This is a genomic window from Piscinibacter sp. (assembly GCF_050175855.1).
Classification (GTDB): domain Bacteria; phylum Pseudomonadota; class Gammaproteobacteria; order Burkholderiales; family Burkholderiaceae_C; genus Piscinibacter.
Map to the genome: position 1 here is coordinate 1 of NZ_JBFXIO010000088.1, position 13,895 is coordinate 13,895.

A 13,895-nucleotide genomic window follows, 5' to 3' on the forward strand; every position below is an offset into this window, starting at 1 on the left:
CGTTCCGCTCGGCGATGCCTGGCCGCATCCGGCGGCCGGGGGCGAAGGCGCGAGCGCCGGCTGGGTGCCCTTCCACAAGCTCAGCCAGTGGCTGAGCTACTCGCTGCTCGAGCCCTTCGAGTGGGCTGGCGTGCGGGTCGAGGGACTGGAGGCACTCACCGGCCTGCCGGAATACCGCAACGGTGGGCTGTTGCTCGACGCCGGCGTCATCGTTCCCAGGGATCCGGCCTTCGCCGAACGGCCGCGCGAGCCTGCCGAGCCCTGGGTGATCGAGTGGCGCGCGCTCACCGTGACGCTGCTCGACGAGCTCGCACCCCTGGTGCGCGAGCGCCTCGGCGTGCCGGCGCTGCCGCTGGCCTGCATGCTCGAAGGCGGCAGCTGGGCGGCCGGCCGGCAGATTGCCGCCGAGCGCCGGCCGGGCGGCGCGCCGCCGGTGAGCATCGCCAGCGACGGCACCGTGTTCTGACCGGCCGCGGTGCGCCGCGCCTCGTGCTGGTGCGCCGCAGGGCGTGCATGCACGGGCACGGGCCTTGCACCAGGGTGGGCTGCATGAACACCGTCCACGCCCCGGAACAGGGCCGCGTCGCCGACGTCTGGCGCGACCGGCTCGCCCTGCTGCTGGAATCCACCGGCGAGGGCATCTTCGGCATCGACATGGCCGGCTGCTGCGTCTTCGTCAACCGCAGCGCGGCGCAGCAGCTCGGCTGGCCGGCCGAGCAGATGCTCGGGCGCAACATGCACGAGCTGATCCACCACACTCACGCCGACGGCCGCCACTACCCGGAGTGCGACTGCCCGATCTTCAACGCCTTCCGCCGTGGCCTGCCCTGCCGCATCGACGACGAGGTGCTGTGGCGCGCCGACGGCTCCAGCTTCTACGCGGAGTATTCCAGCCACCCCATCGTCGAGAACGGCGAGGTGCAGGGCGCTGTGGTCACCTTCTCCGACATCAGCGAGCGGCGCCGCGCTCAGGAGCTCTCGCGCGTGCGCGAGCTGGCGCGGCACCAGGAGGCCGTGCGCGAGGCCGAGCGCACGCGCATCGCGCGCGAGATCCACGACGAGCTCGGCTCGCTGCTGGTGGCGCTGAAGATGGACGTCAACTGGCTCGCCAAGCGCGTGGCCGAGCGCGAGGAGCTCGGCGCCAAGTGCCGCGGCATGGGCCGCATGATCGACACCGCGGTCGACAACGTCGGGCGCATCATCACCGACCTGCGGCCGAGCATCCTCGACCACCAGGGCCTGTGGGCGGCGCTGGAGTGGCAGGCGCAGGAGTTCGTCGACACCGCCGAGCTCGACAGCGACCTGCAGGTGCACGTGGCCGCCGGCGTGCCGCCGCCCGAAGGGGCGCTGGCCATCGCGGTGTTCCGCATCTTCCAGGAGGTGCTGTCGAACATCGCGCGGCATGCGAAGGCGCGCCGCGTGCAGATCCGCATCGCGGTCGACGACCCGCCGCAGCCGGTGCTCTACCTCGACGTGCGCGATGACGGCGTGGGCACCACCGTCGCTTCGCTCGACGACCCGCGCAGCTACGGCGTGATGGGCATGCGAGAGCGCGCGGCACAGTTCGGCGGCACGCTGACGATCGACAGCGCGCCGGGGCTGGGTACGCGGGTGCGGCTGGTGATGCCGCTGCCGGAAGAGGCCGCATCATGATCCGGGTTCTCGTCTGCGACGACCACCAGATCGTCCGCCAGGGCATCAAGCAGATCCTGGCCGACGCGAGCGACCTCGCGCTGGCCGGCGAGGCGGCCAGCGGGCCGGAGGCGGTGGCCCGCGTGCGCGAGGGCGGCATCGACGTGGTGCTGCTGGACATCGCCATGCCGCAGCGCGACGGGCTGGACGTGCTGCGCCAGCTCAAGAGCGAGTACCCGAAGCTGCCGGTGCTGATGCTCTCCACCTACCCCGACCGCCAGTACGCGGTGCGCAGCCTCAAGCTCGGCGCGGCCGGCTACCTGAACAAGAGCGCCGACTCCGAGCAGATGACCGAGGCGATCCGGCGCGTGGCCGCCGGCCGGCGCTTCATCACGCCGCACGTGGCGGAGCAGCTGGCCAGCGCCGTGGGCACCGGGCGCGAGGACGACGTGCCGCTGCACGAGCGGCTTTCGCACCGCGAGTACCAGGTGTTCCGCCTGCTGGCCGAGGGCCGCAGCGTGGGCGAGATCGCCGAGCAGCTGGTGCTCGCCGCCAACACGGTGAGCACCTACCGCGCCCGCGTGCTGGAGAAGACCGGCGTGCGTAACGACGTCGAGCTGGCGCTCTACGCCGTGCGGCAGGAGATCGTGTAGGGCCAGCCCTACAGCCGAATCCCGCTGGCCCCGATGTTGCGGTGGGCGTCTCGTTCCTAGCATTCCTTCCATGCCCTGACGAGAGGTTGCACCATGAGCGAGCACTTCGATCCCTACGACGCCGACCGCCCCCTGATGATGGGCTGCAGCTGCGGCAAGCACCGCAGCGAAGCCGACCATGCCGCCGCGGAACTGCGCGCGCGCAGCGAGACCGCGGCCTTCGAGCAGTACTCCAACGAGTTCGTCGAGGCGGCCCTGGTGAAGGCGCTGTTCCCGCAGGACGCGGTGCGCCGCCAGTTCCTGCGCGCCGTCGGCCGCCGCTCGGCGATGGCGGCCATCGCCAGCGTGCTGCCGGTGGCCAGCCTTCAGGCCATGGCGCAGGAAAAGGGCGCGCTGGAGAAGAAGGACCTGAAGATCGGCTTCATCCCCATCACCTGCGCCACGCCGCTGATCATGGCGCACCCGCTGGGCTTCTATCAGAAGCAGGGGCTGAACGTCGAAGTCGTGAAGACCGCCGGCTGGGCGCTGATCCGCGACAAGATGCTCAACAAGGAGTACGACGCCACCCACTTCCTCAGCCCGATGCCGCTGGCCATCTCGCTGGGTGTCGGCTCCAACGCCACGCCGATGAACGTGGCCACCATCCAGAACACCAATGGCCAGGCGATCACGCTGCACGTCAAGCACAAGGACAAGCGCGATCCGAAGACCTGGAAGGGCTTCAAGTTCGCCGTGCCCTTCGAGTACTCGATGCACAACTTCCTGCTGCGCTACTACGTGGCGGAAGCCGGCCTCGATCCGGACAAGGACATCCAGATCCGCGTGGTGCCGCCGCCGGAGATGGTGGCCAACCTGCGCGCCGGCAACATCGACGGCTACCTCGGCCCCGACCCCTTCAACCAGCGCGCGGTGTTCGAGGAGGTGGGCTTCATCCACATCCTCACCAAGGACCTGTGGAACGGCCACCCCTGCTGCGCCTTCGGCACCAGCACCGAGTTCATCCAGAAGAACCCGAACACCTTCGCAGCGCTGTACCGCGCGGTGCTCACCGCCGCGGCGATGGCGCGCGAGGCGAAGAACCGCGAGCTGATCGCCAAGGTGATCTCGCCGCAGCAGTACCTGAACCAGCCGGAGACGGTGGTGGCGCAGGTGCTCACGGGCAAGTTCGCCGATGGCCTGGGCAACGTCAAGAACGTGCCCGACCGCGCCGACTTCGATCCGATGCCGTGGCAGAGCATGGCGGTGTGGATGCTCACGCAGATGAAGCGCTGGGGCTACCTCAAGGGCGACGTGAACTACAAGCAGGTCGCCGAGAAGGTGTTCCTGCTCACCGACGCGAAGAAGACCATGAAGTCGCTGGACATGAAGGTGCCCGACGGGGCCTACCCGAAGTTCACCATCATGGGCAAGGTCTTCGATCCGGAGAAGGCCGAGGCCTACGCCGGCAGCTTCGCGATCAAGCGCACCTGAGGAGGCAGCCATGGCCTTCATGCGCAGCCTGGGCTTCCGCTCGGGCGTGTTGTCGGTGCTGATCCTGCTCGGGGTGCTGGCCGTCTGGCACGTGGCCACGCTGGCGCCCGCGCCGGCAGCCGCCCCGGCGGTGGCCCTCACCGCCGAGCAGATCGAGTACGCCAAGCTGATGGGCAAGGACCCGGCGAGCCTGGCGTCGCCAACGTCCGCGCCGGCCAAGTCGGGCTTCCCGACCCTGGCGCAGATGGGGGCCGTGGTGGCGAAGAACCTCGCCAGCCCGTTCTACGACAACGGCCCGAACGACAAGGGCATCGGGCTGCAACTGGGCTATTCGCTCGGGCGCGTGGCACTGGGCTACCTGCTCGCGGCGCTGGTGGCGATCCCGCTGGGCTTCGTGATCGGCATGAGCCCGCTGGTCTACCGCGCGCTCGACCCGTTCATCCAGGTGCTCAAGCCGATCTCGCCGCTGGCCTGGATGCCGCTGGCGCTGTACACCATCAAGGACAGCAACATCTCCGGCATCTTCGTGATCTTCATCTGCTCGGTGTGGCCGATGCTGATCAACACCGCCTTCGGCGTGGCCAGCGTGCGGCGCGACTGGCTCAACGTGGCCAAGACGCTGGAGGTGAGCCCGCTGCGCAAGGCCTTCGAGGTGATCCTGCCCGCCGCGGCGCCGACCATCCTGACCGGCATGCGCATCAGCATGGGCATCGCCTGGCTGGTGATCGTCGCCGCCGAGATGCTGGTCGGCGGCACGGGCATCGGCTACTTCGTGTGGAACGAGTGGAACAACCTCTCGCTGCCCAACGTGATCTTCGCGATCCTGGTGATCGGCGTGGTCGGCATGCTGCTCGACCTGATGTTTGCGCGCATGCAGAAGGCGGTGACCTATGTCGACTGATCAAGAGCGCCCCTTCCTGCAGGTCGAGGGCCTGACCAAGCGCTATGGTGACGCGGTCGTCTTCGACAGCATCAACTTCGGCATCCGCCAAGGCGAATTCGTCTGCATCATCGGCCACAGCGGCTGCGGCAAGACGACCATCCTCAACGTGCTCGCGGGGCTCGAGACCGCCAGCGACGGCCACGTCTTCATGGACAACCGCGAAGTCGCCGGCCCGAGCCTGGAGCGCGGAGTGGTCTTCCAGGGCCATGCGCTGATGCCCTGGCTGACGGTGCGCAAGAACATCGCCTTCGCGGTGCGCAGCAAGTGGCCGGCGTGGAGCACCGCGCAGGTCAACGAGCATGTCGAGAAGTACGTCGCGATGGTCGGCCTCGCGCAGGCCATCGACAAGAAGCCATCGCAGCTGTCCGGCGGCATGAAGCAACGCGTGGGCATCGCGCGCGCGTTCGCCATCCAGCCGCGCATGCTGCTGCTCGACGAGCCCTTCGGCGCCCTCGATGCGCTGACCCGCGGCACCATCCAGGACGAGCTGCTGAAGATCTGCGCCGAGACGCACCAGACGGTGTTCATGATCACGCACGACGTCGACGAGGCCATCCTGCTGGCCGACCGCATCCTGCTGATGAGCAACGGCCCGCAGGCGCGCGTGGCGGAGATCGTGAAGAACACGATGCCGCGCGACCGGCAGCGCGCCACGCTGCACCACGACCCGCAGTACTACCGCATCCGCAACCACCTGGTCGACTTCCTCGTCGCGCGCAGCAAGGAGCTGACGCACGGCCGCGCCCCGGCGCAGCCGCCCGAGGTGAGCCCCGGTCTCGAATCCGACCCCGAAGGTGCCGCCCCCGCGGCACCCGCCACCCACCCCCCGCTGAGGAGAATCGCATGAGCAGACTCGACGTCACCGAGAAGATCGTCGCCACCAAGGTCGCCAAGGGCCTGAAGTGGTCGGACGTGGCCGCCAAGGTCGGCCTGAGCAAGGAATGGGTCACCGCCGCCTGCCTGGGCCAGATGACGCTCACCGCCGAGCAGGCCGGCGTGGTGGCCGAGATCTTCGGCCTCACGCCCGAGGAGAAGAAGTGGCTGATGGTGGTGCCCTACAAGGGCTCGTTGCCCACCAGCGTGCCGACCGACCCGCTGATCTACCGCTTCTACGAACTGGTCAACGTCTATGGCACGACCTTCAAGGAACTGATCCACGAGGAGTTCGGCGACGGGATCATGTCCGCCATCGACTTCAAGATGGACCTGCAGCGCGAGCCCGACCCGAAGGGCGACCGGGTGTCGATCACGATGAGCGGCAAGTTCCTTCCCTACAAGACCTACTAAGCCGGACACGCTTCGCGTGCCGCCTTAGTCCTCCTCGTTGGAACGGGCACGCCAAGGCGTGCCGTTCAACTCGTCGCGCGCTGGTTGGCATGGCGCTCGCTATGCATGGTCATCCCCCATCCCCTGGAGTTCGCATGAACGCAGTCTCTCGTCGCTCCGCCCTGAAGGCCGGCTTTGCCGGCGCCGCGCTGGCCGCACCGGCACTCGCCTCCGCGCAGCAGTCCTTCAACTGGAAGATGACCTCGGCCTACCCGAAGGGCTCGCCCTTCTACATGGACGGGCCGGGCTCGGCCACCGATCTCGCCAAGCGCATCGCCGACATGTCGGGCGGGCGGCTGAAGATCCAGGTCTTCGGTGCCGGTGAACTCGTACCGGCTTTCGAGGGCTTCGACGCGGTGCGCGCCGGCACCGTCGAGATGAACCACGCCAACGCCTACTTCTGGACCGGCAAGACCGCGGCGGCGCAGTACTTCACCGCCGTGCCCTTCGGCATGAACTTCCAGGGCATGAACGGCTGGCTCTACGACGGCGGCGGCATCGAGCTGTGGAACGAGGTCTACGCACCCTTCGGCATGGTGGCCCTGCCCTGCGGCAACACCGGCGTGCAGATGACTGGCTGGTTCAAGAAGGAGATCAACTCCGTCGCCGACCTCAAGGGACTGAAGATGCGCATCCCCGGCCTGGCCGGCAAGGTGTACGCGAGCCTGGGCGTCGACGTGAAGGTGCTGCCCGGCGGCGAGATCTTCCCGGCACTGGAGCGCGGCGTGATCGACGCGGCCGAGTTCGTCGGCCCGTTCCAGGACCGCCGCCTCGGCCTGCACAAGGCCGCGAAGTACTACTACACCACCGGCTGGCACGAATCGGCCACGGTGTCGGAACTGCTGATCAACAAGGCCGCGTGGGACAAGCTGCCCGCCGACCTGAAGGCCATCGTGACCAACGCCGCCGCAGCCTGCAACGTCATCAGTGAAGCCTGGTGCCAGAAGCACAACTCCGAGGCGATGGACGACCTCGTCAAGAACCAGGGCGTGATCGCCAAGCCGCTGCCCGACGCCGTCATCAAGGCGCTGAAGACCGAGACCGACAAGGTGCTCGCCGAGGCCGCGGCGAAGGATCCGATGACCAAGAAGGTGCACGACTCCTACATGGCCTTCAAGGCCAAGTACGACCGCTGGAGCGAGGTCAGCGAAGAGGCGTATCACATCAAGGTGCGCGGCTGATCGGGGCCGGCCCATGTCCGACGCGACCGCACTGGCGGTCGTGGTCCGCCGCATCGAGGCGCTGATCGATGCGGCGGGCCGCGCCACGCTGTACCTCACGCTGTTCATGATCGGCCTGGTGGCCGTCAACGTGCTGCTGCGCTACAGCTTCAGCGTCGGCTCGGTGTGGTCGCAGGAGCTCGAGTGGCACCTGCTCGCGGCCGTCATCCTGCTCGGCATGAGCTACGCGCTGCAGCGTGGCGACAACGTGCGCGTCGACGTGTTCTACGCGAACTTCTCGCCACGCGCGAAGTTCGCCGTCAATATCGTCTCGGGCGTGCTGACGCTCGCGATCGCGCTGCTGTTCATCAAGCTGTCGTGGGCCTACGTGGGGCAGTCGTACGCCATCGCCGAGACCTCGCCCGACCCCGGCGGCATCCCGATGCGCTGGGCGGTCAAGGGCCTGATCCCGCTGGGCTTCGGCCTGCTCGCGCTGCAGACGATCGGCGCGCTGATGCGCCTGGTGCTGGTGGAGAAACAACGGCAGGAGGCCGCCCGTGCTTGAGCCGCAGACCTATGCGGTGCTGATGCTGGTCGGCTTTTTCGTGATGCTGATGATCGGCATCCCGGTGGCGATCTCGCTGGCCACGGTGGGCTTCCTGTTCGGCTGGCTGGGCTTCGGCGACGTGCTGTTCAACCTGCTGCCGGCGCGCCTGTTCGGCGTGGTGGCGGGCTACCAATGGCTGGCGATCCCGCTGTTCGTCTTCATGGGCGTGATGCTGGAAAAGTCGCGCCTCGCGGACGACCTGCTCGACGTGATGGGGCACATCGCGGGCGGCGTGCGCGGCGGCATGGGCGTGGGCATCATCCTGTTCGGCGTGCTGATGGGCGCGACCACCGGCATCGTCGGCGCCACCATCATCACGCTGGGGCTGCTCACACTGCCCACGCTGATCCGCCGCGGCTACGACAAGCGCATTGCCTGCGGCGCGATCTGCGCCTCGGGCACGCTGGGGCAGATCATCCCGCCGAGCCTGATCCTGATCCTGCTGTCGGACATCATGCAGCTGTCGGTGGGCACGCTCTTCGCGGCCGCCGTCGGCCCCGGCATGCTGCTGGCGGCGGTATACATCGTCTTCCTGCTCGTGCTGGGCATGCTCAAGCCGGAGCTGATGCCGGCGCTGCCCCAGGCCGAGCGCGATGCGGTGAGCCGCCGCGAGCTGTGGGTGCGCTTCTGGAAGGTGGTGGTGCCGCCGATCCTGCTGGTGGTGGCGGTGCTCGGCTCCATCGTCGGCGGCATCGCCGCGCCGACCGAGGCGGCGTCGATGGGCGCGGTGGGGGCGGTGCTGATCACCCTCGGCGCTGGCCGGTTCAGGTGGCCGGTGCTGAAGGAGGTGGCGCTGGAGACGGCCAAGATCACCGCCATCATGATGTTCATCCTGATGATGGCGCAGGTGTTCGCGCTGGCCTTCCGCGGCCTGCACGGCGAAGACCTGATCGTGAAGATGTTCGAGTGGCTGCCCGGCGGCGTGAACAGCGACATCTGGTTCATGATGGCGCTGATCTTCGTGCTCGGCTTCTTCATCGAGTGGATCGAGATCAGCTACATCGCGGTGCCGCTGTTCCTGCCGGTGCTGATCGCGCAGGGCGTCGACCCGGTCTGGCTGGCGATGCTGATCACCATCAACCTGCAGTCCTCCTTCCTCACGCCGCCCTTCGGCTGGGCGCTGTTCTACCTGAAGGGCGTGGCGCCGCCGGAAGTGCGCATCAAGGACATCTACCAGGGCGTGATCCCGTTCATCGTGCTGCAGGGCTCGACGCTCGCGCTGGTGTTCTTCTACCCGCAGATCGCGCTGTGGCTGCCGAAGGCCATCGGCTGGTGACCCGAGGAGATCGCCGATGGAAACTCGCCCGCCGCTGCCGCCGTTCACCGAGGAAAGCGCCCGCTTGAAGGTGCGCCTGGCCGAAGACGCCTGGAACACGCGTGACCCCGAGGTCTGTGCCCGCGTCTACACGCTGGACACGCGCTGGCGCAATCGTGCCGAGTTTCCGGTCGGCCGCGAGGAGGTCAAGGCCTTCCTGCGCCGCAAGTGGGCGCGCGAGCTCGACTACCGGCTGATCAAGGAGCTGTGGGCCGTGCAGGGCCACCGCATCGCGGTGCGCTTCGCCTACGAATGGCACGACGACTCCGGCCACTGGTACCGCAGCTACGGCAACGAGAACTGGGAGTTCGACGCGCACGGCTTCATGACGCGCCGCTTCGCCAGCATCAACGACCTGCCGATCGCGGCGGCCGAGCGGAAGTTTCACTGGCCGCTGGGGCGGCGGCCGGACGACCACCCGGGCCTGTCCGAACTGGGCCTGTGAAGGCTATGCTGCGCCTCGTCGAGGAGGGCGCCCCATGACCGCCGAAGTGCACCACATCACCCACCCGCTGATCCAGCACAAGCTGACGCTGATGCGGCAGAAGGACCGCAGCACCAACAGCTTCCGGCGCCTTCTCAACGAGATCAGCATGCTGATGGCCTACGAGGTCACGCGCGACATGCCCACGCAGCTGATCGAAATCGAGACGCCGCTGGAGACCATGCAGTCGCCGGTCATCGACGGCAAGAAGACGGTGTTCGTGTCCATCATGCGCGCCGGCGCCGGCTTCCTCGACGGCATGCTGCACGTGGTGCCGGGCGCACGCATCGGCCACATCGGCCTGTACCGCGACCCGAAGACGCTGGTGGCGGTGGAGTACTACTTCAAGATGCCGCACGACATGCACGAACGCGATGCCATCGTGCTCGACCCGATGCTGGCCACCGGCAATTCGGCAGTGGCGGCTGTCGACCGGCTGAAGGAAACCAAGCCGCGCTCGATCCGCTTCGTGTGCCTGCTGGCGGCGCCGGAGGGCCTGAAGAACTTCCAGGCCAGCCACCCCGACGTGCCCGTCTACACCGCGGCGATCGACCGCCAGTTGAACGAACACGGCTACATCCTGCCGGGCCTCGGTGACGCGGGGGATCGGATCTTCGGAACCAAATGACCCATGGGCCATGCGCCCATTCGTGGGCGGCGTCAGGATTTGGCGTCTGCTCTGAGGGAGCGCAACATCAGTTCATCAGCATGTGGTGAACTCGATGCATTGTCCACACCCGCCTAGGCCCGCCTCCGCATGCAAGCACGCGTCGCGCTCATCGCGCTCTGGTTGATCACGGGCCTCTGGGCCAACGCCGCGCGCGGCGCCGACCTGACACTCGGCGTGAGCGAAGGCACCTCGGGAGGGCTCGACCACGGCCGGGTCATTGCCAAGTACGGCCCGCTGGCCGAGGTGCTCGGCAAGGCGCTGGGCCGCAAGGTGCAGGTGGTGTTCGCGCGCGAGTTCTCGGCCCTCGAAGAGGGGCTGCGCAGCGGCCGCTTCGACCTGGCCATGGCGCGTCCGAGCGACTACCCGGCGCGTGCCATCCTTGAGCATGGATACCAGTTTGTCGCCAGCGCGCGGCCCGAGGGCCAATGCCTGATCGTGGTGCGCGAAGACGATCCGGCCACCGAACTGGCGCAGCTGAAGGGCAGGCGCTGGGTCCTGCCGGAGACGGTCTCCTACATGTCCAAGTTCTGCGCCGCCGAGTTGCGCGACCGTGACCTGGCGCTGAAGAACGAGAAAGTCAGCTACGTGCGCGAGCAGGGCGCCGTGGTGTTCTATCTGCAGCAGCGCTTCAGCGACGTGGGCGGCATCGCCTCGTACTCCGGGGCCGCCAGGGACCTGGGCAAGGCCAGGTTGCGTGTCCTGCATCGCAGCGTGGCGCAGCCCTACTTTCCGCTCGTGGCCCATGGCCGCATCGGCGCCGACCAGGTGAAGGCGATGCAGGCGGAACTGTCCGCGCTGCCGCAGAACGAGCCGGGACGCGCACTGCTCAAGGGCATCGGCATCGAGGCTTTCGACACCTCGACGGGCACGCGGCTGAAGGCTCTGCCGGGCTGGCTGGAATCCTGAGGGCGGCGAGTCAGCCCGCCCAAGCCGGCGCCATCGCGGCTGCCAGATGGCAGCCGCTGCCGGCCATCACGAACAGATGCCACACGAAGTGGCCGAAACGCAGCGCCGAGTCGAACACGAAGAAGGCCGTGCCGACGAGGTAGGCCACGCCGCCGGCAAGCAGCCACGCCAGCGCCGCGGTGTCGATCGAGGCCAGGCCCGGCACCACGGCCAGCAGCGCCGCCCAGCCCAGCAGCAGGTACAGGCCGGTGGACAGCCGCCGCTGCGTCAGCCGGCGCATCAGCTTGAGCGCCGCACCGGTCAGCGCCAGCGCCCACAGCAGCGCACAGGTGGCCGCGCCGGCCCAACCCGGCATCGCTCCCAGCGTGAACGGCGTGGCGCTGCCGGCGATGAAGACGAAGATCGCTGCGTGATCGACCGCGCGGGCCCACAGCTTGGCCCGCCCCGGCGGCAGCGCGTGGTACACGGCCGAGGCCAGGAACACCAGCACCATCGTGGCGCAGAACACCGCCACCGAGGCGCGCCCCAGCGGGCTGCCGGCGCGCGGCGCGGCCATGTCGAGCAGAGGCCAGGCCAGCACGGGCAGCAGGCAGGCCAGCGCGTGGCTGGCGGCGTTGGCGATCTCCTCGGCGCGTGTCTGCGACCGCGTCGATGGTGCGGTGTGCAGGGCGGTGCGCAGGGCGGCGGGCAGGTGCAGGCGCATGTCGACAGTGAACGCCTGCCGCGCTCGCCGCGCACCCCCCCGAAAGCGTCAGAACCCCGCGTTTGCGCGCCTTCGAACTTGGGACGGGTTTACCTGAAGGGATTCGCCGTCGCAAACCACAGGCCGATGCCGGTGGCGATGATGAACGCGCCGTCGAGCACGCCGACCAGCAGGAAGACCTTGTTCTGCAGGCTCTCCATCAGCTCGGGCTGGCGCGCCGACGACTCGAGGTACTTGGCGCCCAGCAGGCCCACGCCGAGGCAGGAGCCGATGGCGCCCAGGCCGATCATGTGGCCCACGGCGAGCGGGAGGATGTCGAAGCCGTCCATGGTGTGCGTCCTTCTTGCTTGATGAACCGTCCTTGCCCGTATGCTCGGGCGCACCGCGCACCGTGTCGATGACCCCGGAGGTCAAGCCCCCCATGCTGATCCAGAACGCCACCCTTCCCGACGGCCGCACCGGCATCGACGTGCTGGTTCGCGACGGCCGCATCGCCGCCCTCGGCCCCGGCCTGGCCGCGCCCCAGGGCGTGCAGGTGATCCAGGCGACCGGGCAGCTGCTCAGCCCGCCCTTCGTCGATGCCCACTTCCACATGGACGCGACGCTGAGCTACGGCCTGCCGCGCGTGAATGCCAGCGGCACGCTGCTCGAAGGCATCGCGCTGTGGGGCGAGCTCAAGCCGCAGCTCACGCAGGAGGCGCTGGTCGAGCGCGCGCTGCAGTACTGCGACTGGGCGGTGGCCCGCGGGCTGCTGGCGATCCGCTCGCACGTGGATGTCTGCGACGACCGGCTGCTCGCCGTCGAGGCGCTGCTGCACGTGCGCGAGCGCGTGAAGCCCTGGCTCGACCTGCAGCTCGTCGCCTTCCCGCAGGACGGCGTGCTGCGCGCGCCGAACGCGCTGGCCAACCTGAAGCGCGCGCTGGACCTCGGCGTCGACGTGGTCGGCGGCATCCCGCACTTCGAGCGCACCATGGCCGACGGCGCCGAGAGTGTGAAGATCCTCTGCGAGCTCGCCGCCGAGCGCGGCCTGCGCGTGGACATGCACTGCGACGAGAGCGACGATCCGCTCTCCCGCCACATCGAGACGCTGGCCTTCCACACCCAGCGCCTCGGCCTGCACGGCCGCGTGGCCGGCTCGCACCTGACGTCCATGCACTCGATGGACAACTACTACGTCAGCAAGCTGCTGCCGCTGATGCGCGAGGCCGGTGTGCACGCCATCGCCAACCCGCTGATCAACATCACGCTGCAGGGCCGCCACGACAGCTACCCCAAGCGCCGCGGCATGACGCGTGTGCCCGAGTTGCTGGCCGCCGGGATCAACGTGGCCTTCGGCCATGACTGCGTGATGGACCCGTGGTACTCGCTGGGCAGCGCCGACATGCTGGAGGTGGCGGCGATGGGCCTGCACGTGGCGCAGATGACCTCGCAGGCGCAGATGCGGCAATGCTTCGACGCGGTGACGGTCAACAGCGCGCGCATCCTCGGCCTGGAGGACTACGGCCTCGAGGTGGGCAAGGCGGCCGACTTCGTCCTGCTGCAGGCGGGCGACCCGGTCGAGGCGATCCGCCTGCGTGCGACCCGGCTGCTGGTGGTGCGGCGCGGCCAGGTGGTGGCCTGCTCGGCACCGGCGCAGGCGGTGATGTCGCTGCCCAGCCGGCCGGTGACGGTCGACTGGCGGCTTCAGCGCTGATCAGCGCCGAGGCTGCGCCGCCGCCTCGCGGAAGAAGCGGATGCGCTCCTCGTCGGCCGGGTGCGAGGCGATCGCAATGCCCAGGCGGTGCTCGCCCTGCTCCTTGGCGAGCTTCTCGAAGAAGCCGACCATCACCGCTGGCGACAGGCCGGCGTCGCGCAGCAGCCGGGCCGATTCCTCATCGGCGCGCCGCTCGGCATCGCGCGAGTAGGCCGACTGCCCGAGCACCACCGGCACGGTGGCCAGCAGGCTGTTGAAGTCGCCGACCACCACGCTGGCCAGAACGCCCACCGCGCTGGCCTGGATGAGCATGCGCATGCCGTCGCGGTGGCG

At 68.7% G+C, this 13,895-nt stretch carries 17 protein-coding genes; 14 read left to right on the plus strand and 3 right to left on the minus strand.

Going from position 1 to position 13,895, the window contains the following annotated elements:
• The 13 genes from AB7U92_RS09065 to AB7U92_RS09125 form a co-directional block, all read left to right on the plus strand.
• Positions 1 to 466 (plus strand): DUF1688 family protein (locus AB7U92_RS09065; protein ID WP_428575861.1); only part of this gene is annotated, 466 nt, incomplete at its 5' end.
• A gap of 83 nt (positions 467 to 549) precedes the next feature.
• Complete coding sequence (locus tag AB7U92_RS09070; RefSeq protein WP_428575862.1) at positions 550 to 1,653, plus strand: PAS domain S-box protein; 1,104 nt, start codon at positions 550 to 552, stop codon at positions 1,651 to 1,653.
• A complete protein-coding gene (locus tag AB7U92_RS09075) occupies positions 1,650 to 2,285 on the plus strand; it encodes a response regulator (RefSeq protein WP_428575863.1) in 636 nt (211 codons plus the stop codon). The genes AB7U92_RS09070 and AB7U92_RS09075 overlap by 4 nt, the downstream gene beginning before the upstream one ends.
• 93 nt (positions 2,286 to 2,378) lie before the next feature.
• Positions 2,379 to 3,755, plus strand: coding sequence for a CmpA/NrtA family ABC transporter substrate-binding protein (locus AB7U92_RS09080; RefSeq protein ID WP_428575864.1), 1,377 nt, complete (start codon positions 2,379 to 2,381; stop codon positions 3,753 to 3,755).
• Positions 3,756 to 3,765: 10 nt separating this feature from the next.
• Positions 3,766 to 4,656: a nitrate ABC transporter permease gene (ntrB, locus tag AB7U92_RS09085; protein WP_428575865.1), complete on the plus strand. Its 891-nt coding sequence runs from the start codon at positions 3,766 to 3,768 to the stop codon at positions 4,654 to 4,656.
• Complete coding sequence (locus AB7U92_RS09090) at positions 4,646 to 5,545, plus strand: ABC transporter ATP-binding protein (RefSeq protein ID WP_428575866.1); 900 nt, start codon at positions 4,646 to 4,648, stop codon at positions 5,543 to 5,545. The genes ntrB and AB7U92_RS09090 overlap by 11 nt, the downstream gene beginning before the upstream one ends.
• Positions 5,542 to 5,985 carry a cyanase gene (gene cynS / locus AB7U92_RS09095; RefSeq protein WP_428575867.1) on the plus strand — a complete coding sequence of 148 codons (444 nt, stop codon included), beginning with the start codon at positions 5,542 to 5,544 and terminating at the stop codon, positions 5,983 to 5,985. The genes AB7U92_RS09090 and cynS overlap by 4 nt, the downstream gene beginning before the upstream one ends.
• Before the next feature lie 134 nt (positions 5,986 to 6,119).
• Positions 6,120 to 7,205, plus strand: coding sequence for a TRAP transporter substrate-binding protein (locus AB7U92_RS09100; RefSeq protein ID WP_428575868.1), 1,086 nt, complete (start codon positions 6,120 to 6,122; stop codon positions 7,203 to 7,205).
• A gap of 13 nt (positions 7,206 to 7,218) precedes the next feature.
• Positions 7,219 to 7,749 carry a TRAP transporter small permease subunit gene (locus AB7U92_RS09105; protein WP_428575869.1) on the plus strand — a complete coding sequence of 177 codons (531 nt, stop codon included), beginning with the start codon at positions 7,219 to 7,221 and terminating at the stop codon, positions 7,747 to 7,749.
• Positions 7,742 to 9,067: a TRAP transporter large permease gene (locus AB7U92_RS09110; protein ID WP_428575870.1), complete on the plus strand. Its 1,326-nt coding sequence runs from the start codon at positions 7,742 to 7,744 to the stop codon at positions 9,065 to 9,067. Before AB7U92_RS09105 ends, AB7U92_RS09110 begins: the two co-directional genes overlap by 8 nt.
• Positions 9,068 to 9,083: 16 nt before the next feature.
• Entirely contained in the window at positions 9,084 to 9,551 is a 468-nt protein-coding gene (locus AB7U92_RS09115) for a DUF1348 family protein (RefSeq protein ID WP_428575871.1), read from the plus strand.
• A 34-nt stretch (positions 9,552 to 9,585) separates the two neighbouring features.
• Complete coding sequence (upp, locus tag AB7U92_RS09120) at positions 9,586 to 10,218, plus strand: uracil phosphoribosyltransferase (protein ID WP_428575872.1); 633 nt, start codon at positions 9,586 to 9,588, stop codon at positions 10,216 to 10,218.
• A gap of 129 nt (positions 10,219 to 10,347) precedes the next feature.
• A complete protein-coding gene (locus AB7U92_RS09125) occupies positions 10,348 to 11,166 on the plus strand; it encodes a phosphate/phosphite/phosphonate ABC transporter substrate-binding protein (RefSeq protein WP_428575873.1) in 819 nt (272 codons plus the stop codon).
• Between the two features lie 10 nt (positions 11,167 to 11,176).
• Here the strand turns inward: AB7U92_RS09125 and trhA are convergent, their stop codons facing one another.
• Both trhA and atpE read right to left on the minus strand, forming a co-directional pair.
• Positions 11,177 to 11,869 carry a PAQR family membrane homeostasis protein TrhA gene (trhA, locus tag AB7U92_RS09130; RefSeq protein ID WP_428575874.1) on the minus strand — a complete coding sequence of 231 codons (693 nt, stop codon included), beginning with the start codon at positions 11,867 to 11,869 and terminating at the stop codon, positions 11,177 to 11,179.
• 89 nt (positions 11,870 to 11,958) lie between these two features.
• Complete coding sequence (atpE, locus tag AB7U92_RS09135; RefSeq protein WP_428575875.1) at positions 11,959 to 12,198, minus strand: F0F1 ATP synthase subunit C; 240 nt, start codon at positions 12,196 to 12,198, stop codon at positions 11,959 to 11,961.
• Positions 12,199 to 12,290: 92 nt separating this feature from the next.
• Between atpE and AB7U92_RS09140 the strand changes: the two genes are divergently transcribed.
• Positions 12,291 to 13,562: an amidohydrolase family protein gene (locus AB7U92_RS09140; protein WP_428575876.1), complete on the plus strand. Its 1,272-nt coding sequence runs from the start codon at positions 12,291 to 12,293 to the stop codon at positions 13,560 to 13,562.
• On the opposite strand, the gene AB7U92_RS09145 is transcribed toward AB7U92_RS09140, so the two are convergent.
• Positions 13,563 to 13,895 (minus strand): M48 family metallopeptidase (locus AB7U92_RS09145; RefSeq protein WP_428575877.1); only part of this gene is annotated, 333 nt, incomplete at its 5' end.